Origin of the sequence: Streptomyces sp. NPDC050528, from assembly GCF_044457795.1 — a bacterium.
Lineage (GTDB): Bacteria > Actinomycetota > Actinomycetes > Streptomycetales > Streptomycetaceae > Streptomyces.
Map to the genome: position 1 here is coordinate 643,799 of NZ_JBITHH010000005.1, position 20,180 is coordinate 663,978.

The following is a 20,180-nucleotide window of genomic DNA, read 5'->3' on the forward strand; positions in this document are numbered from 1 at the left end:
GGAATCCCCGAGTTTCCGGGGGCCCGGCGTCTTTATATCGGGCATACGAGGTTCTGTCGGGCTTCTCAGCGGGGACTCAGGTACCTCTCATGATCGCGCGACAGGCTCTGTTCCATGACCGAGAGCTTCCGCCGCAGCGGCGAGTACGAGACCCCCCAGGGCGACCAGCCGCAGGCGTACCCCCAGCAGCAGCACGCCTCTTCTCCCGTGAACCCGGAGTGGCCGCCCCCGCCGGCCTACCAGCCTCCGGTGCAGCAGCCTCAGCCCGTGCAGCAGACGCAGCAGCCCGCCGCACCCGAGTGGCCGGCCCAGGCTCCCGCCCCCTCGCCCGCCCCGCAGGCCGCCTTCGGCGCCGACGGTGGAGCGTACGGCGGCGGTGACGGCCACGGCGGCGGCGACACCGCTCTCCTCACCCACGTCCAGGGCGAGGCGCCCAAGCCCAAGAAGCGCACCCGGGGTCCGCTCGCGCTGCTCGCCGCCGTGGCGATCGTCGCCGCGGCCGTCGGTGGCGGCACGGCGTACGCCTTCCAGGAGCTGACCGGCAAGGACAGCGTCGCCACCTCCAGCACCACCACGGCCGTCGTGCCCTCCAGCAAGCGGGGCGACGTCGCCACGATCGCCGCGACCGTCAGCCCGAGCGTGGTCGAGGTCGAGGCCACCCTCAGCAACGGCTCGTCGACCGGTGCCGGCGTGATCATCACCGCCGGCGGCGAGGTCATCACCAACAACCACGTCATCTCCGGCGCCACGTCCGTCAAGGTCAAGACGAGCAACGGCAAGACGTACACCGCGACGGTCGTCGGCACGGACAGCAAGAAGGACCTCGCGCTCCTCAAGCTGTCGGGCGCCTCCGGCCTGAAGGCGGCCACCCTCGGCAACTCCGCCGGCGTCCAGATCGGCGACACGGTCGTGGCGATCGGCTCCCCGGAGGGCCTGACCGGCACCGTCACCAGCGGCATCGTCTCCGCCCTGAACCGTGACGTGACCGTCTCGACCGACGAGAGCCAGAGTCAGAGCCAGGGTTCGGGCGGCAGCGGCCAGTGGCCGTTCCAGTTCGGCGGCCAGCAGTTCAACGGCGACACCGGTTCGTCCACGACGACGTACAAGGCGATCCAGACCGACGCGTCCCTCAACCCCGGCAACTCCGGCGGCGCCCTGATCGACGCGAACGGCAACATCATCGGCATCAACTCCGCGATGTACTCGTCCAGTTCGGACTCCTCGTCCTCGTCGTCCGAGGCCGGAAGCATCGGCATCGGCTTCGCCATCCCGATCAACACCGTCAAGGCGGACCTGGCTTCGCTGCGGGCGGGCGGTTCCGACAGCTAGACCAACGCAAGTGCGGTCGATCCATCACAGTAGGGAGTACGTCATGATCAAGCAGGTTTCGCACACGGTGACCGACACCGGAGCGGCCGGTCTCGGCCTGGCCCTCGGGGTGGCGTACGAACTGCACGCGCCGGCCGCGCGGGCGCCGGAAGTGGCGCCGGTCCCGGAGCTGATGGGGCTGCGTACCGGCACGGCCCGCACGCACCACCGCAAGGTGCCGCTGAACCGCCTCCAGGCGATGCGGGGCTGATCCCCACGGAGGATTGAGGGGCGAGGCCGATCTCACCCTTTTTCTCACTTCCTCCCCTCTTCACGCACCGGCCGGGAAACATGCGAGGCTGATTGCGACCAGCCGATCGTTCAGCCGACGTTGTCTCCCCGTCCCACCGCACCCGAGGAATCCAGCCCATGAGCCCCGCCGAAGGCGACCGTGACACCCAGCGCATCCTGATCGTGGACGACGAGCCGGCTGTGCGCGAAGCACTCCAGCGCAGCCTCGCCTTCGAGGGGTACGACACCGAGGTCGCCGTGGACGGCGCGGACGCGCTGGAGAAGGCGACCGCGTACCAGCCCGACCTGGTCGTCCTCGACATCCAGATGCCGCGCATGGACGGCCTGACGGCGGCCCGCCGGATGCGGGGTGCCGGTACGACGACCCCGATCCTGATGCTGACGGCCCGCGACACGGTCGGCGACCGCGTCACGGGACTGGACGCCGGCGCCGACGACTACCTGGTCAAGCCCTTCGAACTCGACGAACTCTTCGCCCGCGTACGGGCGTTGCTCCGCCGCAGCTCCTACGCGGCGGCCGCGGCAGCCGGGACCGCGCCCGAGGACGACTCCCTCACCTTCGCCGACCTCCGCATGGACCTCGCGACGCGTGAGGTCACCCGCAACGGCCGCCAAGTCGAGCTGACCCGCACGGAGTTCACCCTCCTGGAGATGTTCCTGGCGCATCCCCGCCAGGTCCTCACCCGGGAGCAGATCCTCAAGGCGGTGTGGGGCTTCGACTTCGAGCCGTCCTCCAACTCCCTTGATGTGTACGTGATGTACCTGCGCCGGAAGACCGAAGCCGGGGGCGAGCCTCGGCTGGTGCACACGGTGCGGGGCGTGGGGTACGTGCTGCGACAGGGTGGGGCGGAGTGAAGAACGTCCTCGACCGGTTCCTGCACCGGTTCCGGACCCTGCCGATCCGGTCGCGCCTGGCGATGCTGGTCGCTGCGGCGGTGGCGTTCGGGGTGGCGGCTGTGTCGGTCACCTGTTGGTTCATCGTGCAGGGGAAGCTGTACGACCAGGCTGACAACGACCTGCAAAAGGCGATCAGCATGGGGGGACCTGACGGCGTACGCAACATCGACGCGGTGGTCGCCACCTGCACCCAGACCGTGCAGAACGACAGCGGCGGCTTTCGGAACACCTATTCCGAGGTCCTCAAGGCGGACGGCACTGTCTGCCTCTTCCCGACCTCGGTGGGCAAGATCAAGGTCACCAAGGCCGACAATGACGTGATCAAGAACGCAAGCACCGGCAAGGGCCTCTCCCGCAACGGCGTGGACTCGGACGGCAACGCCGTGCGGGTGCTGACCCTGCCTCTGCAGGCCCGGCAGCCCGGTGTGGCCGACGCCGCGCTTCTGGTCGCGGTGCCACTGAAGGGCACCGAGTCCACGCTCAACGACCTCGCCCTGATCCTCCTCCTCGTCTCCGGCATCGGAGTGGTCGGCGCCGGCGCGGCCGGTCTCGCGGTCGCCCGCGCGGGCCTGCGCCCCGTCGACAAACTCACCGAGGCCGTCGAACACGTGGCCCGTACCGAGGACTTGACCATCCGCATCCCGGTCGAGGAGGACAGTGACGACGAGGTGGCCCGCCTCTCCCGCTCCTTCAACTCGATGACCGCGTCCCTCGCCAACTCCCGCGAGCTGCAACAACAACTCATCGCCGACGCCGGTCACGAACTCCGCACCCCCCTCACCTCCCTCCGTACGAACGTCGAACTCCTCACCCGCAGCGAGGAGACCGGCCGCCCGATCCCCCCGGCCGACCGCAAGGCACTCCTCGCCTCGGTGAAGGCGCAGATGACCGAACTGGCGTCCCTGATCGGCGACTTGCAGGAGTTGTCCCGCTCGGAGGGCCAGCGCGGCGAACGCGTCCAGGTGGTCTCGCTCCAGGACACGGTCGAGGCCGCGCTCCGCCGAGCACGCCTGCGCGGCCCGGAGTTGACGATCACGGCGGACGTCCAGCCCTGGTACGTCCAGTCGGAGCCCTCCGCCCTGGAACGCGCCGTCGTCAACATCCTCGACAACGCGGTGAAGTTCAGCCCCGAGGGCGGCACGATCGAGGTCCAGCTCACGCGCGGCGTCCTCACCGTCCGCGACCACGGCCCCGGCATCCCCGCCGACGAACTCCCCCACGTCTTCGACCGCTTCTGGCGCTCGCCCTCAGCACGCGCCCTCCCCGGTTCCGGCCTCGGCCTGTCCATCGTCGCCCGCACGGTCCAACAGGCAGGCGGAGAGGTGACGTTGGCACACGCGCGGGGTGGGGGAACGGTGGCGACGGTGCGAATTCCGGGGACTGCCACGGCTCCGCCGCCGGAGACGTCGGAGACCTTGGAGACTTTGGAGAACTCGTCGGGCTCTGGGCGATCGCACTAGTACGGGACCCTCGGAGACTGGCCGTACGTCACCCCGCTTCACGTTGCCTCGGTGGGCCCGGCCGCAGTCGCCGTAGCCGACGGGTCTTGCGGTGGTGGGGTGCTTGTGGGGAGGCGCAGGAGGAAGTGGGCGCCCTGGGGGCTCGGGGTGATGGTGAGTGTGCCGCCGTGTGTGGTGGCGATGCGTGCGGCGATGGCGAGGCCGAGTCCCGCGCCGCCGGCGTCGCGGGCGCGGGCGTCGTCCAGGCGGCTGAAGCGTTCGAAGATTCTCCGGTGGTGTTCCGGAGGGATGCCCGGGCCGTCGTCGAGGACATCGAGGACGGCTTGCCGGTGCTCGGTGTCGTAGGCGAGACGGACCGTGATGGTGCCGGCGGCGTGGCGTTCGGCGTTGTCGAGGAGGTTGCCGAGGACGCGGGCCAGGAGTGCCTGATGGCCGTTGACGGTGATCGGCTCGGGACGGACGTGGACGGTCAGGGTGAGGTGGGGCGGGAGTGTCCGTCGGCTCGTCTCGTCGCGGACCAGGTCGGTCAGGTCGACGGGTGGGCCCGGAGGCTGGTCGGTGTGTCCGGCGTCGAGTTGGGCGAGGAGCAGCAGGTCGGTGGTGAGGGCCTGGAGGCGCAGGGTGTCGTCGTGGGCGGCGTCGACGACGCGGGGCCAGTCGGCGGTGTGGGGGTGGTGGAGGGCGAGTTCGAGTTCGGTGCGCAGGCAGGCGAGCGGGGTGCGCAGTTCGTGGGAGGCGTCGGCGGTGAACTGGCGCTGGCGCTCGACGGCGGACTGGAGGCGGTCGAGGGTGGTGTTCATGGTGTCGGCGAGCCGGGTGATCTCGCGTCCGGCGCGGGGTACGGCGATGCGCTGGTCGAGGTGGTGGGCGCTGAGCTCGGCGAAGTCGGCGCGGATGGCTTCCACGGGGCGCAGCACCCGTCCGGCCACCAGCCAGATGCTGCCCGCGACGACGAGCGTGAGCCCGAGGGTGCCTGCGGCCAACTGCCGTACGACGGTGTTGAGATGGGCCTGTTCAGGGCCTGTCGGGCGGATGTAGACGACCCAGCGATCCCGAGGCAGGCCTGTGGTTCCTGACGGCATGACCCGCAGCAGGCGGCGGAGGGGTTCCGGACCATGGGCAGGGCTGCTCCAGGGCAGCAGCGACAGGTCCCCGTCGCTGACGAGACCGTGCTTCAGCTGGAACGAAGCCCACGTGGAACTGTCCTTGGCGACGGCGAGACAGTACATGGCGTGACGGGAGGTGGTGCCCTCCGCGGTGAGCGTCAACCGGGTGCAGGGCGGCAGTGGGTCAGGGTGCGACAGGTCGATACCGAAAGAAGAGCGGTAGACGGATCCGTAGCCCGAGACCCAGATCTGCAGCGCCAGACCCGGGACGTACCCGGTCGGCACGCTTTCGTCGAAGACAGCCTGGCTGGGGATGTTCTGCCGCGCCGAGGCCAGCAGCGATGCGCGGGTCTCGACGGCGAACGCGGAGGCGGTGACGGCGAGGAGGACCAGGGTGCCGGCGCCCGCCAGGAGGGTCAGTCGGTTGCGGAGGGTCGCGGGCCACGGGAGGCGTGGGAGCGGTATCCGCCGGCTCACGGTGTCGGCCGTTTTTTCTCGGCGGTGTCGAGGCGGTAGCCCGCGCCGCGCACGGTACGGATGGTCTGCCGGCCGAACGGTGCGTCGATCTTGCGGCGCAGGGCGCTGACGTAGACCTCGACGAGGTTCACGTCACCGTCGAAGCGGTCGTCCCAGACGTGCTCCAGGATCTCGCCCTTGGAGACGGTCTCGCCGCAGCGCTGGGCGAGGTACTCCAGGACGGCGAACTCACGCGCCGTCAACGCGACGGGCACGGTCCCGCGGCGGCATCGACGGGAGGCCGGGTCGACCTCCAGGTCCCCGACGTGCAGCACCGTCGGCCGCTCGGGGCGGCCCCTGCGGATCAGGGCCCGTAATCGGGCGGCCAGCGCGATGAACGAGAACGGCTTGACCACGTAGTCGTCGGCGCCGGTGTCGAGCCCTTCGGCCTGGTCGTACTCGCCGTCCTTGGCCGTCAGCATCAGCACCGGCACCCACCGCCCCGCCTCCCGCAGCCGTGCGCACAGCCGGTACCCGTTCACGTACGGCAGCATCACGTCCAGGACGACCGCGTCGTACGGGTTCTCCAGCGCCAGTTCCAGACCCCGGCGCCCGTCGTGCCCGACATCGACCGCGTACCCCTCGCCGACCAGGCCCCGGCGCAGCAGATCCGCCAGCCGCCGGTCGTCCTCCACCACCAGTATCCGCATCACCCCAGCATCGCCGCTGCGGGCTGAGGGGAACCTGAAGACCCCTCAGGAACCTTCAGGGTCCCTTCAGCACCGCTCTGCCATCGTTCTGTTCCACGAGCCCCTGCCGGGGTCGACGTCAACGGGGGTGGGGGGAGATCCCGGCAGGGGCCCGTTCTTCGGACGGGTTCCCGCTCTCGTCCTCTTCTCCGCCGCCTGTTCCGCCTCAACGGACAAACCTGGCTCCGTTGCGGCAACGGCCAAAGGGGCAGGCACACGGGCTACTGCCAACGGCGGTGGCCCATGACATGTCCGGACGGAATCGGCGAACCGCCCCAGACCGTTCAGTTCGACGCGATCAGGGATCTTATTTCGACTAGTGCGCTTAAGTATTCCTGGGGTCTCATGGGCACTCTGGCGAACTCGGAGGGGACGGCGGCGTCGAGATCGGTGTAAACGTCGGTGCTGGTCCGGACACGACGGGAGACGGCTTCCAAGAACAACGTCACGGTGTAAGAGGACGCACTTCTGACAACCCGATGCAGAGACTCGGCGTGCATCCGATACATGGTGCCCGGCGCAAGTCGCAGATCCATCGTTTTGCGCAATCGCTCGGTTCCTCGGCAGCGCATCATCCATCCCGAGTCACCTGCGCCGATGGACTCCTCGTAGGCGGCCATCAGGACCCCTTCGGAGTGAGGCTCGAAGGTCTCCATCACCACGTCGCCACGCAGCACGACGGAGGCGAACTCGAAACGGTGATTGTGGATGTGCTCGGATGCATGGGCGCGGGCATCTGTATCACGCCACACATGAACACGGAGTGTTGATTTCCCCGGCCCGACCATCAGCATCACTTTGTCGAACCCCAGAGCATGCCGATAGGAGCGGCGAGCGCATTCTGAAACTTCGCGTGGATGGCTGGACGCTTCTTCGATCACCAGACTCAGCAAGTCTTCTACGGTAATGCGCCGGCACAGCTCATCAAGGGCGGAATAGGAGCCACAAGGAGCACCCTCGTGCGAGTCGATCAGCCAACAAATTTCCGCTATATCGATCATGACTTACTCTTTCCAAGAAGTAGTCATTTTGACGGATTCCTCGACCGCCACAAGGTGAACCTTCACATCACTTGATGATCTTCGACACGCCCCGCGGGGAGGAGCCGGAGATTACTCGTGCCATGTCGCCAGGAAATTCCGGCTGCAGGAGCCAGGTACTGCACTCCGCCTTCCACAGGAATTGCAGGCAATGCACGTCGAGCACAGGCGCTCCTCCCACGGACTCCCACATCTTCGCGTTGCGCAGCATCCAGTCGCGCGGAATCGCCCCCTCATGGTCGCGTATATCAGGCAGTATGTGCCGGGTGCGGCTGAGCCGCTTGAAGCTCAGCGCATAACGCGAGCGGGATTGGTAGGCAAGCGCCGCCCACAGCGTGTCCGTGCTCTCGAATATCTCAGTGGGCCGAGCGATGCAGATTCGATTCTCGGCGAGAGCATAGGAGACATCGCGATAGTCGGAAATCATGACGCAGGGATGCGGAGAGTTCTCCAGGAACCAGTTGAACACGATCACGCTCTGCGCGTCAATGACTGTCCTGTTCGCATCACCGACGGAGCGTGAGCTCAGCCCCAGGCGGAGCGCCAGGTCTCCCAGCAGAAATGCTCCGGCCCCGCTCGGGACAACAATCACTTTGCATTCGGCAGCCAGTCCATCTATAGCCTTGAGGATATCGCCGAAGATCTTTGCGTCTATCCCGAACTCGCGATACTCGTGCGAGAAGAACTGCTCGCGAGCAGTCAATCGAACCGTCGTGCCCCGCCCCGGCAGTCTGATACAGACCGTGTCACTCACCGGATGTTTTTTCCAGCAGCGCCTCAAGGGCCGGCGTCTTCCGCAGTCGGCCGAGCACAGTGTTGTCGACCCACTTCAGTTCCCGAAGTTCCTCTGCCTGCAGCGTGATCTCGGGAAGCTCCGAAAACTGGATCCTGTAGAGAAACCAGAGGTGTCGCGCCGCACCGTGTCTGCACGGACGCCCCTCATCGATCTCACCCGTGTAGATGAGCGTCGGCTCCTTCGGAAGAACGCCGATCTCCTCGCGCAGCTCGCGAACGATGCTGACCGCCGGACACTCTCCCCACTCGCAATGACCCGCAGGAATGCTCCACAAGCCGCGATTCGGGGCTGTCACTTTCTTGACGACGAGCATCTTCCCGTCGCACTCGATGAAGGCGCCGACCGATACATGAGCACCAGAAGGGGTCAGCGCAAGGCCACGCTGCCGCTCGACTATGGGCCGACCGGCAGGCACATAGACATCCCACTGACTCGGCACCGCTTCCCGTAACCTGCCCGGCGCAGTCGAATCGACTCCTTGCGCGATCACGTTGAACACCTTTCCCAGAATATCTCTGCCATATTCATCAGGAAGCAGCGAAAACAGCATGGTGCTTTTCACTGCTATATTTTCCGCCGGCCGCTCGGTCCCAAGCAAGGAGCGCGCAAGCTCCGATATAGAGCGCTCTTCCAGATCCTGGATTTCTGCGTCATTCACACCGAGAGGTTCACCGCTGATGTCCAGCCAATCACCTAACAAAGCCGTGAAGCGCTCGACGAGCTGCCTGTCCTCGATCTCGTATCCAAATCGGTAGAGGTTGCCCGCATACCGAAGGTTGCCAGGGAAGAGCTGGAGGTATCCCGAACGCGAGAGAAGTCTGACCTTCAGCCCTGGATGCCGTTCCTTGAGGATCAGGAAGCGAATATCCATCCTGGAACTGCCGAAGCGCTTCCGCGCACTGGCGATTCCAGTCAGGATACGGACAACACGGCGAATATTGTCGATCCGGGGATCATCTATCTGCTGACCGGTCGGAATGACACTGACAGGCACGGTCGACTCAAGCGATTGGCTTGAGATCGAACCGTGCGACAGGATCCGAGGCGAGAGGCAGACCACCTTCACCTCGGAAATATTGGCCTCACTCCTGTGCAACACATCGAGAAAGAATCCGGACACTTGGGACGTCGTGCTGACTACAATAAGCTCTTCCTCCCTGGAGCGCATAATCCTGGACTCAAGTCGTTGATCCGCGTCACTGGTCCTTGAGGACACACGAAATCGAGTCGTCGCCTTCTTCTCGATCTCCCGAACCAGGGCTCTCACCTTGGCCGCCTCAGGAAGCACTGTTCGCAGCGCGTCCGCCAGTACCAGATGCCGGTAAGGGGGATATTCCGCAGCACAGTCGGCGATCTCGGTCAGACAGAAGGGATCAAAATTCGGAATTTCCAATTCATGACCGTAGAATTGGTATCCCAATACGAAGACCGCACATTCCGAAGGAGTGGACTTCCGTATGGCCGACTGTCCGTCCGAGCACAGACGGCTGAGCAGCGGCACATGCAGGAACTCGTCCTCAAGTTGCTGGCACTGCAGCCCTCGTCGAGCCAGTGAGTAGTCCGTCAGACGTTCAAATAGCGCCCTGTACCGTCTGTCCTGTCGTCCTTTACGGATGTTGCCGGTCGTCACCGGGCCGAATGAGACGCTGACAGCAGCGGCCTGCAAGAAAGTGCCGAGGACACTGTGCACCGCGACATCGACGACCTGAGAGACGACGGTTGCGAGTTGGGCCACGACGACAAGGCCCAGGGTGACGATCGGAAGCTGATATTCACTCAAACGCGTCGCGACGGTGCGATGCGGCAGATTCACACTCAGTCCAATCTCAAGGATCGTTCTCGACCAAGCCCGCGCCAGCTGGGGCCCGCTACGCGGAGAAATTCAGCCTCCCCCGGGGCCAAGATCCCGTCGTCCCGTCAACCTCCGACAGCCAGCGATACGTTACCCACGTCGGCCGCGGCGTGAACCCTCGTTACCGGCCCCGCTGCGCCGCCGTTAGGGAGCCCTCTGGCCACGCCTCTTTATGCTGGAGGGGCCCCGTCCCGACGTGCTCAGGTTGCTGCCATACGATCCCCCTCTGCTGCTGACCGGGGGAGGGTCCATGAGCGGGATCGAGCGGGAGACCGAGCGGGAGATCGAGCGGGAGTACGGGCGGCGAAGAGCCTTGTCCGTCTCCTGGTGGCAGATCGGCGTCACCACCGTCGTCGGCGGCAACATCGTCCTCCAGGTGACGACGAACCCCTACGCCTCCACGCTCTGGTACGTGAGCGTGCTCGCGGCGATCGTGCTCGCCCGGGTCGTCGTGGCCGTGCTGTATCGACAGCGCGGGCGCACGGTCGTGGGCCCCCAGGGGATCACCGCCCGTGACGCCTTCCAGACGGACACCTGGACCTGGCACGACATCTACGACATCCGCGCCGAGCTGAACGCCAACGGCCGCTTCGCGAAAGCCCAGTTGACGACCTACGTCTACGACAACGACGGCCGCCGGACGCGCCTCCCGTACTTCGACGACTGGCAACTCCCCGACTTCCACGCCGAACTCGCCGACCTGCGCGCCGTATCCGCCCTGCACCGCGGCACGGACTGGGAACTCCGGCCCGAGACGGAGGACCGGATACGCCGACGCGTACGGAACAGCAAGGTCTGGGGCGCGGTGTACGTCGCCGCCATCGTCGTCGTGTGCGTGGCGCTCGCGTCCCTGCTGTAGCTCACGCGAACCGACCGGCGCCCCGGCGTCCCGCGCCCCGGTGCCTCCGTGCCCGCACAGCTCCCAGCCTTACGATCGTCCCCGAACTCAGGCTCTGGGGAGGGTCGATGGGCGGGGACATCGAGGTCGAGCGGGAGTACCGCAGGCAGCGAACGACGTCCCGGGGGCGGATCGTCGCCCTGTGGTTCGTCATGGGGAACTGTGTGCTTCAGCTGAGCCGGCCCGACGGCATTCCGCTGCCGTACAAACTGTGCGGGCCGGCGCTCATCGCGTTGCTGTCCGTCTGGGCGTTTCTGGCCGTGCGCCGGGGGCTCACCTCCGTCGGCGCCGACGGGATCGCCGTCCGCGGTGCCTTCCGCGTGCGCAAGCGGGCCTGGCACGACATCTACGATCTGCGCGTCGAAAGCCGTAACAACAAGAACGCCGACGCCCGCCTCTGGACCTGGCTCCACGACAACGACGGCCGCAGGCTTCTGCTGCCCAACGTCGACGACTGGCAACTCCCCGACGTCCGGGCCGAAGTCGAGGAGTTGCGTACCGCCGCCGCTCAACACCAGGGAACGGCCTGGGAGTTGCGGCCCGAGGTCGAGGACCGGATCGGGCTGCGCGCGGTGCGTCGTAAGGCTCGGGAGCGCGCGGTCACCGGGGCCCTGCTCGTCTTCTTCGCCGCCATCGGGTATCTGGTGTGGACGGTGCCCGTCCACGACGGTCACCGTCTCCTCGCCGTCCTCCTGCTCCTCTCGGCCCCGCTCTCCGCCTACGCCCTCCTCGTCACGCTCTTCCGCCTGCGCTCCCCCCGAACCCCAGCCCACACATAACCCCCTGCCAGCCCCACCACAGCCGCCCGTCACACCGTGTTGAGATGGCGCGGAAGATCCTGCTGGCCGACGACGACGTGGACGTACGGGAAGGGCTCGGGCGGCTGCTCAGATTCGAGGGGTACGAGACCGTCCTCGCGGGAGACGGGCGTACCGTCATCGATCTGGTCGGGGTGGCGGACGACGACGCGCCCGATCTCGTGCTGATGGACGTCACCATGCCCGAGCTCGACGGGCTCGCCGCCACCCGGCGTATCCGTGCCTCCGGGTCCACCGTGCCGATCCTGATGCTCACCGGGCGGGACGCGGTCGGCGATCGGATCGTCGCGCTCGACAACGGGGCCGACGACTACCTCAGCAAGCCGTTCGCCATCGAGGAACTCCTCGCGCGGGTACGGGCGTTGCTGCGGCGCAGTGCCCAACACACCCCGGCGGTCGACGCGTTGCCCGAGCTCGAACGGCTCGCCTTTCACGATCTCGCCATGGACCTGCGTACCCGTACCGTCACCCGTGACGGCCGGCCGCTCGATCTCACGCGGACCGAATTCCTGTTGCTGGAGTACCTGCTCCACCATCCGGGCGCCGCGCTCACCCGGTCCCAGATCCACCGGCACGTCTGGGGCTTCGACTTCGAGCCCGCGTCCAACACCCTCGACGTCTACGTCATGTACCTGCGCCGAAAACTGGAGAGCCGCGGCGAACCGCGGCTCATCCACACCGTGCGGGGGCTCGGGTACAGCCTCCGGGCCGCGCCTCCTACAGAATCTGTCTGATCGGCCTGTCTGATCTGCCCGATCTACCCGATCTGCCTGAGCTATCGCTTCCGGAACTTCGGGAGCCTCAGGATCATCGTCTCGTCCGGCGCCTGCGGCGGGACCTGGCGAAGGACCATCGTCTCGTCCAACCGCCGTCCCTCTATGGCCATTTCGGGCAGCGGGCCCGCCAGGCGAGCGTATGCGCCGCCCCTCGCCACCAACTCCGCGTGGGTGCCCGTCTCGACCAGTCGTCCGCCGTCCACCACGATGATGCGGTCCGCGTCCGGGGCCAGGCTCAGGTCGTGGGTGATCATGATGGTCGTACGGCCGGACATCAGGCGGCGCAGGGGCTGGATCACCTGGCGGGCGGCCACCGAGTCGAGGCCGGCGGTCGGTTCGTCGAGGACCAGGACCGGTGCCTCGCGGAGCATCGCCCTTGCGATCGCGATCCGTTGGAGCTGGCCGCCGGACAACGCCGCCGTGCCGGGGGCGAGTTGAGTGTCGTAGCCCTCGGGAAGGGATGCGATGAAGTCGTGGGCCGCCGCCGCTCGCGCCGCTCGTTCGATGTCCTCGTCCGTCGCTCCGGGGCGGCCGCACTCGATGTTCTCGCGGACCGTGCCGTTGAGGATGAGGGTCTGCTGGGGGAGCAACGCGACGTTCTCCCGCAGGAATTCGAGGGGTACGTCGCGGAGGGGGACGCCGTCCAGGCAGATCACGCCCGCCGAGGGGTCGTAGAAGCGGGTGAGGAGTTTGGAGAGGGTGGACTTGCCCGCGCCGCTCTCGCCCGTGATGATCACCAGCTCGCCCGGGTTCGCCCTGAAGGTGACGTCCTCGACCGAGTTACGGGTGCCGCCGGGGTAGGCGAAGGTCACGCCGTGGAAGCTGACCCAGCCGTGGACGGGCCAGGCGGGGACGGGTTCGCGGGGGTCGCCCACGGACGGGGTGGCGTCCAGGATCTCGTTGATACGGGCGGCGCCGGCCGTGGCGGCGGTGAGGGTGAGGCCGAGCTGGCCGAGGTTGCGGACCGGCGGGTAGAGGTAGCCGATGAAGGCCGCGAAGGCGAGGAGTGCGCCGAGGGTCATGCGGTCGGCGGAGATCTCCCAGACGCCGAGGCCGATGACGGACAGGACGCAGAGGGTTTCTACGACCTCCACGAACTGCTCGTACATCTCGCTCAGTCGGGCGCCTCGGACCGATGCCTTCATCCAGGCGCGGGCTTCGACGTCGAGGCGCTTCTCCTCGTCCCGGCGGCGGTTGTACGCCTGGGTGAGGACCACGTTGCCGAGGGACTCCTCGACTACCGAGGTGATCGCGCCGTCCGCGACCCGTTCGTCCTGCGAGGCCTGCTTGATGCGGCCGGAGAAGCGGCGGGCGGCGAGGAGGAAGAGGGGAGCCAGGACGAAGGTCGCGAGGGCCAGGTCCCAGCGGAGGTACAGGGCCGCGCAGGCGTAGAACACGGCTGAGAAAGCTGCGGAGATGGTGCCGACCACCCCGGACACGACCATCTGCTCGATGGCCTCGACGTCTCCGGTGAGGCGTTCGACCAGGTCGCCCTGGCGGTGCTTCTGGAAGAAGTGGGGCGGTAGGTCCTGCACGTGGCGGAAGACGTTCGCGCGCAGGCGCAGGACGAAGCGTTCGGCGGTCCAGGTGGCCAGGGAGTTGCCGAAGTAGCCGACGAGCGCGCCGAGCGCCGCGACGCCGAGCCAGGCCGCGGCCGGGCCCCAGAAGTCGGACAGCGAACCGGCCTTGAGGGCGTTGTCGGTGAGGTCCGCGAAGAGCAGGATCGCGGCGGTCTCGGAGAGCGCCGACACGACGACGCACGCGATGATCACCGCCAGCCACTTGCGGTCACCGCGGGTCAGCGGCCAGAAACGGCGGAAGGCCTCACGGGCTTCCCTCATGGTCAACAACTCCCTTCAGAGCAGGCCTGGTTCAGTGGATGGCCGGTGCGCGTCCATGGCCTGGACGTGGCCGAGGCGGGGCCACCGCAGCGAGTTCGCTCGCTAACCAGTGGCCCCGCCTCACGGGGTGCGGGATCAGCCCTTGTGGGCGACCGGGCGACGCTTCGGGGCGTGCGCGGGCTTCTTCGGCGCGGGCTTCTTGGGGGCCGGGGCCGGCTTGCGGTGCTTCTTGACGGGGACGATCTTGTGGAAGCTCATGACGGGTTCCCTCCCGGTAAGTGCCGCTGTGCTGCGGCGAGTTGTGGGGTGCTGCGGGTGCTGTGAGTACTGCGGGTGTTACGAGTGCTGCGGGTGCTGCGGGTCTTCTACGGCCGGACCGGCGGCTTACTTGTGACCGACCGGACGACGCTTCGGGGCCGGCGCCGGCTTCTTCGGCGCGGGCTTCTTGGGGGCCGGAGCGGGCTTGTGGTGCTTCTTGACCGGGGCGATCTTGTGGAAGCTCATGGTGGGGTCCCTCCCTGTAAGTGCCGCGCTGGTGCGGCGGGTTGTGGAGTACTGCGGGTGGTGCGGGTCTGCTGCGGGTGGCCGAGACGCTTACTTGTGGCCGACCGGGCGACGCTTCGGGGCGTGCGCGGGCTTCTTCGGCGCCGGCTTCTTGGGGGCCGGGGCGGGCTTGCGGGTCTTCTTCACCGGGGCGATCTTGTGGAAGCTCATGTCTGTGTCCCTCTCTGTCGCGGCTACTGCCGGGTCTGCTGCGGTTCTGCAACAGTTCCTCTACCGATCTGCTGCAACTGCCTTTGATTTACTTCTGAATTACGCCTGTAAATTCTTTGTCAGCCTTTGTTGGCGACCGGGCGGCGCTTCGGGGCGGGCTTCTTCGGAGCGGGCTTCTTGGCTCCCGGAGCGGGCTTGCAGGACTTCTTGATGGGGTGAATCTTGTTGAAGCTCATGATTAATTCCCTCCCTGGTACGGATTTTTATGTGTGACTTACTTCGGCTTACTTGTGGCCGACCGGGCGGCGCTTGGGGGCCGGAGCAGGCTTCTTCGGGGCCTTCTTGGGGGCCGGGGCGGGCTTGTGGTGCTTCTTGACCGGGGCGATCTTGTGGAAGCTCATCGTGGTCTCCTTCGTCTCTTACGTCTTCTTGCGTCTTCTTGTCGTTTGCGCTGTTCGCTTTCGACATGGAAAACACTACTGGACTTCTGACGCAGGAAAAGCCTTTTCTGCTTAGACCTTCCTGAGCAATCCCTGTGGAAGATTCTTATGGACTTTGCGGAACTGAACCCGGTCTTACACAGAATTTAGAACGGGAAAACAGAAGGGGCCCGGTGCCGACCTACGCGGCACCGGGCCCCTGAGCAGGGGGGACTGCTGGGCTACTGGACGATCGTGATCCGGTTCGCCGCCGGGGGCACCAGCGGGGCCGTCGCCGACGAGTTCGCCGTGAGGTAGTCCGCCAGCGCGGTCAGGTCGTCCGTGCCGACCAGGTCGCCGGTGCCCTGCCCCAGCGTCGTGAAGCCGTCACCGCCGCCCGCGAGGAAGCTGTTCGTCGCGACGCGGTACGTGGCGGCCGGGTCGATGGCGGAACCGTTGAGCTTGATCGAGTCCGTGACCACCCGGTCCGCGCCCGTCTTCGTCAGGTCCAGCGTGTACGTCAGCCCGGACGACACCTGGAGCACCTTCGGCGCCGCCGTGTTCGTGCCGCTCACCTGTTCCTTGAGCACCTGGATCACCTGGGCGCCCGTGAAGTCCTGGAGGTTCACCGTGTTGGCGAACGGCTGCACCGTGAAGCCCTCGGCGTACGTCACCACGCCGTCGCCCTCGGCACCGGCGGCCTTGTAGGTGAGGCCCGCGCGCACCCCGCCCGGGTTCATCAGCGCGAGGTCGGTCTCCGGGTCCAGCTTCTTGCCGTACGCGAGTTGGGCGTCCGCGATGAGGTCGCCCATCGGGGACTCGGTGCCGGTGCTGTTCACGTCACCGGAGATGTAGCCGATCGCGCGGTTGCCGATGGGGGCCGCGAGGGCGTTCCACTTACCGATCAGGCTGGTCAGGTCGGCGGCCTTGGGCACGTCACGGGTGACCACGTGGTTCGCCGACTTGACCGCCGTACGGGCGATGTCGCCTGTCCTGCGGTCGTACGTCAGCGTCGTGTCCGTGTAGAGGCGGCCGAAGGACGAGGCCGAAGTGACCATACGGGGCTTGCCACTTGGGTCGTCGATCGTGCAGACGTACGCGTTGTGGGTGTGGCCGGTGACGAGGGCGTCCACCGCCGGGGTGACGTTCTTCGCGATGTCGACGATCGGGCCGGAGATGCCGGAGCCCGAACCGGACGCGTCACAGTCGTAGTTGTACGACGCGGAGGCCGGGAAGCCGCCCTCGTGGACCAGCGCGACGATCGACTGGACGCCCTGGCGCTGGAGCTCCTTGGCGTACTTGTTGATCGTCTCGACCTCGTCCTTGAACTTCAGGCCCTTGACGCCCTCCGCCGAGACGACACCCGGGGTGCCCTCCAGGGTCACGCCGATGAAGCCGATCTTGACGTTCTTCTTCTTCCACACCCAATACGGCTTCAGGATCGGCTTGTTGGTCTTCTCGCCGAGGACGTTGGCCGCGAGGTAGGGGAAGTCGGCGCCCTTGAACTTCTTGTCCGTGTAGCAGCCGTCGGTGGGGTGGCAGCCGCCGTTCTGGAGGCGGGCCAGCTCCTTGGCGCCCTCGTCGAACTCGTGGTTGCCGACCGAAGTGACGTCCAGGTCAAGCTTGTTGAGCGCCTCGATGGTCGGCTCGTCGTGGAACAGGCCCGAGATCAACGGGGACGCGCCCACCATGTCGCCGCCGGCCGCGGTGACCGAATACGCGTTGCCCTTACGGGCGTTGCGCAGGTGCGTGGCGAGGTACTCGACACCGCCCGCGTCGACCGTCTTCGTCGTGCCGTCCGCCTGGAGTTCGGTGACCCGGCCGGAGGAACCGGACGGGGGCTCCAGGTTGCCGTGCAGGTCGTTGAAGGAGAGGAGTTGGACGTCCTGGTAGCGGCCGGGCTTGGAACCGTGGCCGTAGCCGCCGGAGTTGCCGTGCGCGTCGGCGGGCAGTGCGGCCGCCAGCGCGCCCGCCGTGGCGAGGCTCACGGTGGCGGCGACGAGTGCGGCGGTACGGCGTCTGCGCGGGCGGTGCGGCTGGGTTGTGGCTGGCATGAGCCCCCCTGTGTGTCGGCTGAGAAGTCACCACGTTCCGGCGCAGCCTAGGGTCAACGCGCGTAGCGCGGCAGGGGGTTCTTGGTTACATCCTGGTTTCTTCTTTGCCGCCACTTTGCTGGGGGATCGGCTTACCCTCATACCCATGACCAGCGACGACACCGTACGGCCCGCGCCCGGCTCCCGTTCCATCGAGACCTACTCCGCGCTCTCCCCGGACCAGGGCGAGGCCGTGCTCGCGCTGATCGGCGAGGCCGCGCTGACCGACGGGCAGCCGGCGGTGTCCGAGCAGGGGCGGTTGCGGATCCGCGGGGGTGAGCGGGACGGGGTCTCGCATCTGCTGCTGACCCTGGGCGACGAGCTGGTCGGGTACGCGCAGTTGGAGGACACGGATCCGGTGGAGGCGCCGGCCGCGGAACTCGTCGTTCATCCCTCGCATCGGGGGCACGGTCATGGGCGGGCGTTGGGTGCGGCGTTGCTGGCCGCGTCCGGGAAACGGCTCCGGGTGTGGGCTCATGGTGGGCATGCCGCCGCGCGTCATCTCGCGCAGGTTCTCGGGCTCACGATGTTCCGTGAACTCCGGCAGCTGCGGCGGCCGTTGACCGGGCTTGAGCTTCCGGAGCCGGTTCTCTCCGAGGGCGTGACTGTACGGACCTTCGTGCCCGGCGTCGACGACGCTGCGTGGCTTGCCGTGAACGCGGCGGCGTTCGCCCATCACCCCGAGCAGGGGTCTCTCACCCAGCGGGACCTTGACGACCGTAAGTCCGAGGCGTGGTTCGATCCCGCGGGGTTCTTCCTGGCCGAGCGGGGTGGGGAGTTGGTGGGCTTCCACTGGACGAAGGTGCACGCGGAGGAGCGGCTCGGTGAGGTGTACGTCGTCGGGGTGTTGCCGGGGGCGCAGGGTGGGGGGTTGGGCAAGGCGTTGACGACGATTGGCCTTCGGCATCTTGCGGGGCAGGGGTTGCCTACGGCGATGTTGTATGTCGACGCGGACAACAAGGCGGCGGTGTCTGTGTATGAGCGGCTGGGGTTCACGACGTATGAGACGGACCTGATGTATCGCTCGGAGTCGTGAAGTAGGAGTTGGGACGCCTGAGGTACTGGGGGCTGCGCCCCCAGACCCCCATCGGCCCTGAAGGGGCCTCGTCCTCAAACGCCGGACGGGCTGGATTTTGCGGGCCTGAGTTGAGAAGTGCCGGACAGGCTGAGTGATGTCGGCCTGCGTTGAGAAGTGCGGGCCCGCGTACTCGATGCAGGCCGCCGTCCCGATGCATGGTGCGTCAGCGGTGGGCGACGTACGTGACGAGGCCGGCGGCGTTCAGGCCCAGTGTGCAGCCGCGGCGGAAGGATTCGTGGCGCATGGCCGGGGTGTGCTGTGCGTCGGTCATCGCGTAGATCCCGCGGATCCCCAGTTCCACGCCGCACAGGCACACGACGTAGCCGTGACGCAGAGCGGCGGCCGCCCACTCGGGGTCGGACGGGACCCAGGTCCGGGAGTAGATCTCACCGTCGGGTGTCCGCAGTTCCAGCCGGGAGTAGGTGTCTCCGGAGTTCACCGCCGGTCCTGGCTGTTCGTCGGGTATCTCGTGCAGTTCCCATGCGGGGAGCGAGGGCAGTTCGCAGTAGACGTCGGGCGGTAGGCGCCGCATGCCGAACAGGATGGCGCCTTCGAGCTGCGGTTCCTCGGGTATCTCGTCGGGCGAGACTCCCCTCGGCACGACGTACCCGAAGTAGCCCACGCCCAGGGCCTTCCTGAACTCGAAGAGGGCAACGGGCAGGCGGGGTGTCTGTGCGGGATGGAGGGTGATCGAGCCTTCCGCGGTCTCCAGGCCCCCCAGCACGCACTCAAGCTCCAGCACGGGGTCGTCGACGAACAGGATCCGCCCGAAGTCGTCGACCTGTTCGAACTGATACCGGCTCATTTCCTTCAGCCCTCCGGTCCGTTGGTTGCCGTTCCGCGTCCACGCAGCAGACGACATAATGTTGAACCATCCTATTGAAGGATCGTTGAACGATCCATACCTTGGGACGTGTGAGCGTAGAGGAAGCAGGCAGAGGGCAGACCGGCGTGGGGCGGCGGGCGCTGGTGGGTGGCGCGAGCGTCGCCGGGGCGTTGGCGCTGTGGGCGATCACGCGGCTGATCGGGCACACGGTCTACGTCGCGCACACCCAGTGGATCGAGGTGCTGGGCGTGCTGGCGATCCTCGGCTGCGTGTTCCTGAGCGCAGGGCATCTGAACATCCGGTGGTCGCTCTGTGCGGTGTGCGTCTTCGGGGTGCTGATCCTGCAGCACCTGGAGCTGAACCAGCAGGCACTGCACCAGCACGGCCGTACCGAACACGTCAGGGTCCGGCAGATGCAGTGGACCGCCGGTGACGGGATGGGGGACAGCGTCCACCTCTACACGGTCACCGTCATCGACGGCCCACCGCTGGCGCCGATCGAGGAGAACGGGCTCCTGGGCTGGAAGTGGAAGGTGGGCGGTACATACACGGTGACCGTCGATCCGCAGGGCGTTGCCCCGCTCAGGCGGGGGGACAGGCCCGGGCCTCCGGTGGTCCAGCGACTCCTGCAGATCCCCCTCGGCCTCGGCCTGGCCTTCGCCCTGTGGCGGCCTGCGAGCCTGCTCCTGCGTCGACAGCGCGTCCCGTCGGCCGGGGCCGCCCAGCCCCAGCCCTAGGGAT

At 67.1% G+C, this 20,180-nt stretch carries 18 protein-coding genes; 9 read left to right on the forward strand and 9 right to left on the reverse strand.

Annotated elements, in window-relative coordinates; translation table 11 throughout:
- Nucleotides 1-114 precede the first annotated feature (114 nt).
- The 4 genes from ACIBK4_RS21285 (at nucleotide 115) to ACIBK4_RS21300 (ending at nucleotide 3,977) form a co-directional block, all read left to right on the forward strand.
- Complete coding sequence (locus ACIBK4_RS21285) at nucleotides 115-1,329, forward strand: S1C family serine protease (protein WP_398996329.1); 1,215 nt, start codon at nucleotides 115-117, stop codon at nucleotides 1,327-1,329.
- A gap of 43 nt (nucleotides 1,330-1,372) precedes the next feature.
- On the forward strand, nucleotides 1,373-1,579 hold the full coding sequence (locus tag ACIBK4_RS21290; RefSeq protein ID WP_398996331.1) for a hypothetical protein: 207 nt from the start codon (nucleotides 1,373-1,375) through the stop codon (nucleotides 1,577-1,579).
- 158 nt (nucleotides 1,580-1,737) lie between these two features.
- A complete protein-coding gene (locus ACIBK4_RS21295) occupies nucleotides 1,738-2,475 on the forward strand; it encodes a response regulator transcription factor (protein WP_019073726.1) in 738 nt (245 codons plus the stop codon).
- A gap of 62 nt (nucleotides 2,476-2,537) precedes the next feature.
- Complete coding sequence (locus tag ACIBK4_RS21300) at nucleotides 2,538-3,977, forward strand: sensor histidine kinase (protein ID WP_398996457.1); 1,440 nt, start codon at nucleotides 2,538-2,540, stop codon at nucleotides 3,975-3,977.
- A 38-nt stretch (nucleotides 3,978-4,015) separates the two neighbouring features.
- On the opposite strand, the gene ACIBK4_RS21305 is transcribed toward ACIBK4_RS21300, so the two are convergent.
- From ACIBK4_RS21305 to ACIBK4_RS21325, 5 genes are all read right to left on the reverse strand, one after another.
- Nucleotides 4,016-5,560 (reverse strand): sensor histidine kinase, encoded by a 1,545-nt coding sequence (locus ACIBK4_RS21305; protein WP_398996333.1) that lies wholly within the window; start codon nucleotides 5,558-5,560, stop codon nucleotides 4,016-4,018.
- A complete protein-coding gene (locus ACIBK4_RS21310) occupies nucleotides 5,557-6,249 on the reverse strand; it encodes a response regulator transcription factor (RefSeq protein ID WP_398996335.1) in 693 nt (230 codons plus the stop codon). Before ACIBK4_RS21310 ends, ACIBK4_RS21305 begins: the two co-directional genes overlap by 4 nt.
- Nucleotides 6,250-6,572: 323 nt before the next feature.
- Nucleotides 6,573-7,289, reverse strand: a complete 717-nt coding sequence (locus ACIBK4_RS21315; RefSeq protein ID WP_398996337.1) for a hypothetical protein — start codon at nucleotides 7,287-7,289, stop codon at nucleotides 6,573-6,575.
- Nucleotides 7,290-7,356: 67 nt separating this feature from the next.
- Complete coding sequence (locus tag ACIBK4_RS21320; RefSeq protein ID WP_398996339.1) at nucleotides 7,357-8,082, reverse strand: hypothetical protein; 726 nt, start codon at nucleotides 8,080-8,082, stop codon at nucleotides 7,357-7,359.
- Nucleotides 8,075-9,937: an NUDIX hydrolase gene (locus tag ACIBK4_RS21325; protein WP_398996341.1), complete on the reverse strand. Its 1,863-nt coding sequence runs from the start codon at nucleotides 9,935-9,937 to the stop codon at nucleotides 8,075-8,077. The genes ACIBK4_RS21320 and ACIBK4_RS21325 overlap by 8 nt, the downstream gene beginning before the upstream one ends.
- A gap of 289 nt (nucleotides 9,938-10,226) precedes the next feature.
- Between ACIBK4_RS21325 and ACIBK4_RS21330 the strand changes: the two genes are divergently transcribed.
- From ACIBK4_RS21330 to ACIBK4_RS21340, 3 genes are all read left to right on the forward strand, one after another.
- Complete coding sequence (locus tag ACIBK4_RS21330) at nucleotides 10,227-10,835, forward strand: PH domain-containing protein (protein WP_398996344.1); 609 nt, start codon at nucleotides 10,227-10,229, stop codon at nucleotides 10,833-10,835.
- A 107-nt stretch (nucleotides 10,836-10,942) separates the two neighbouring features.
- Complete coding sequence (locus tag ACIBK4_RS21335) at nucleotides 10,943-11,653, forward strand: PH domain-containing protein (RefSeq protein WP_398996346.1); 711 nt, start codon at nucleotides 10,943-10,945, stop codon at nucleotides 11,651-11,653.
- Between the two features lie 44 nt (nucleotides 11,654-11,697).
- Entirely contained in the window at nucleotides 11,698-12,426 is a 729-nt protein-coding gene (locus ACIBK4_RS21340; protein WP_398996348.1) for a response regulator transcription factor, read from the forward strand.
- 41 nt (nucleotides 12,427-12,467) lie between these two features.
- On the opposite strand, the gene ACIBK4_RS21345 is transcribed toward ACIBK4_RS21340, so the two are convergent.
- The 3 genes from ACIBK4_RS21345 to ACIBK4_RS21355 form a co-directional block, all read right to left on the reverse strand.
- Nucleotides 12,468-14,309 (reverse strand): ABC transporter ATP-binding protein, encoded by a 1,842-nt coding sequence (locus ACIBK4_RS21345; protein ID WP_398996350.1) that lies wholly within the window; start codon nucleotides 14,307-14,309, stop codon nucleotides 12,468-12,470.
- A 135-nt stretch (nucleotides 14,310-14,444) separates the two neighbouring features.
- Nucleotides 14,445-14,567, reverse strand: a complete 123-nt coding sequence (locus tag ACIBK4_RS21350; protein ID WP_366433742.1) for a hypothetical protein — start codon at nucleotides 14,565-14,567, stop codon at nucleotides 14,445-14,447.
- Between the two features lie 1,117 nt (nucleotides 14,568-15,684).
- A complete protein-coding gene (locus tag ACIBK4_RS21355; RefSeq protein ID WP_398996353.1) occupies nucleotides 15,685-17,496 on the reverse strand; it encodes a bifunctional metallophosphatase/5'-nucleotidase in 1,812 nt (603 codons plus the stop codon).
- Between the two features lie 145 nt (nucleotides 17,497-17,641).
- On the opposite strand from ACIBK4_RS21355, the gene mshD reads away from it, so the two are divergent.
- On the forward strand, nucleotides 17,642-18,571 hold the full coding sequence (gene mshD / locus ACIBK4_RS21360; protein ID WP_398996355.1) for a mycothiol synthase: 930 nt from the start codon (nucleotides 17,642-17,644) through the stop codon (nucleotides 18,569-18,571).
- A 205-nt stretch (nucleotides 18,572-18,776) separates the two neighbouring features.
- On the opposite strand, the gene ACIBK4_RS21365 is transcribed toward mshD, so the two are convergent.
- The gene (locus ACIBK4_RS21365; protein ID WP_398996357.1) at nucleotides 18,777-19,418 is read right to left on the reverse strand and encodes a hypothetical protein; all 642 of its coding nucleotides are present in this window, start codon (nucleotides 19,416-19,418) and stop codon (nucleotides 18,777-18,779) included.
- A 110-nt stretch (nucleotides 19,419-19,528) separates the two neighbouring features.
- Between ACIBK4_RS21365 and ACIBK4_RS21370 the strand changes: the two genes are divergently transcribed.
- On the forward strand, nucleotides 19,529-20,176 hold the full coding sequence (locus ACIBK4_RS21370; protein WP_398996359.1) for a hypothetical protein: 648 nt from the start codon (nucleotides 19,529-19,531) through the stop codon (nucleotides 20,174-20,176).
- Nucleotides 20,177-20,180 lie beyond the last annotated feature (4 nt).

Bases quoted from the DNA above. Each gene is read 5' to 3' on its own strand.
- ACIBK4_RS21330 (WP_398996344.1), top strand. From the start codon at position 10,227: ATGAGCGGGATCGAGCGGGAGACCGAGCGGGAGATCGAGCGGGAGTAC.
- ACIBK4_RS21365 (WP_398996357.1), bottom strand. From the start codon at position 19,418: ATGAGCCGGTATCAGTTCGAACAGGTCGACGACTTCGGGCGGATCCTG.
- ACIBK4_RS21300 (WP_398996457.1), top strand. From the start codon at position 2,538: ATGCTGGTCGCTGCGGCGGTGGCGTTCGGGGTGGCGGCTGTGTCGGTC.
- ACIBK4_RS21285 (WP_398996329.1), top strand. From the start codon at position 115: ATGACCGAGAGCTTCCGCCGCAGCGGCGAGTACGAGACCCCCCAGGGC.
- ACIBK4_RS21350 (WP_366433742.1), bottom strand. From the start codon at position 14,567: ATGAGCTTCCACAAGATCGTCCCCGTCAAGAAGCACCGCAAGCCGGCC.
- ACIBK4_RS21355 (WP_398996353.1), bottom strand. From the start codon at position 17,496: ATGCCAGCCACAACCCAGCCGCACCGCCCGCGCAGACGCCGTACCGCC.
- ACIBK4_RS21340 (WP_398996348.1), top strand. From the start codon at position 11,698: ATGGCGCGGAAGATCCTGCTGGCCGACGACGACGTGGACGTACGGGAA.
- ACIBK4_RS21335 (WP_398996346.1), top strand. From the start codon at position 10,943: ATGGGCGGGGACATCGAGGTCGAGCGGGAGTACCGCAGGCAGCGAACG.
- ACIBK4_RS21310 (WP_398996335.1), bottom strand. From the start codon at position 6,249: ATGCGGATACTGGTGGTGGAGGACGACCGGCGGCTGGCGGATCTGCTG.
- ACIBK4_RS21295 (WP_019073726.1), top strand. From the start codon at position 1,738: ATGAGCCCCGCCGAAGGCGACCGTGACACCCAGCGCATCCTGATCGTG.
- mshD (WP_398996355.1), top strand. From the start codon at position 17,642: ATGACCAGCGACGACACCGTACGGCCCGCGCCCGGCTCCCGTTCCATC.
- ACIBK4_RS21345 (WP_398996350.1), bottom strand. From the start codon at position 14,309: ATGAGGGAAGCCCGTGAGGCCTTCCGCCGTTTCTGGCCGCTGACCCGC.
- ACIBK4_RS21290 (WP_398996331.1), top strand. From the start codon at position 1,373: ATGATCAAGCAGGTTTCGCACACGGTGACCGACACCGGAGCGGCCGGT.
- ACIBK4_RS21315 (WP_398996337.1), bottom strand. From the start codon at position 7,289: ATGATCGATATAGCGGAAATTTGTTGGCTGATCGACTCGCACGAGGGT.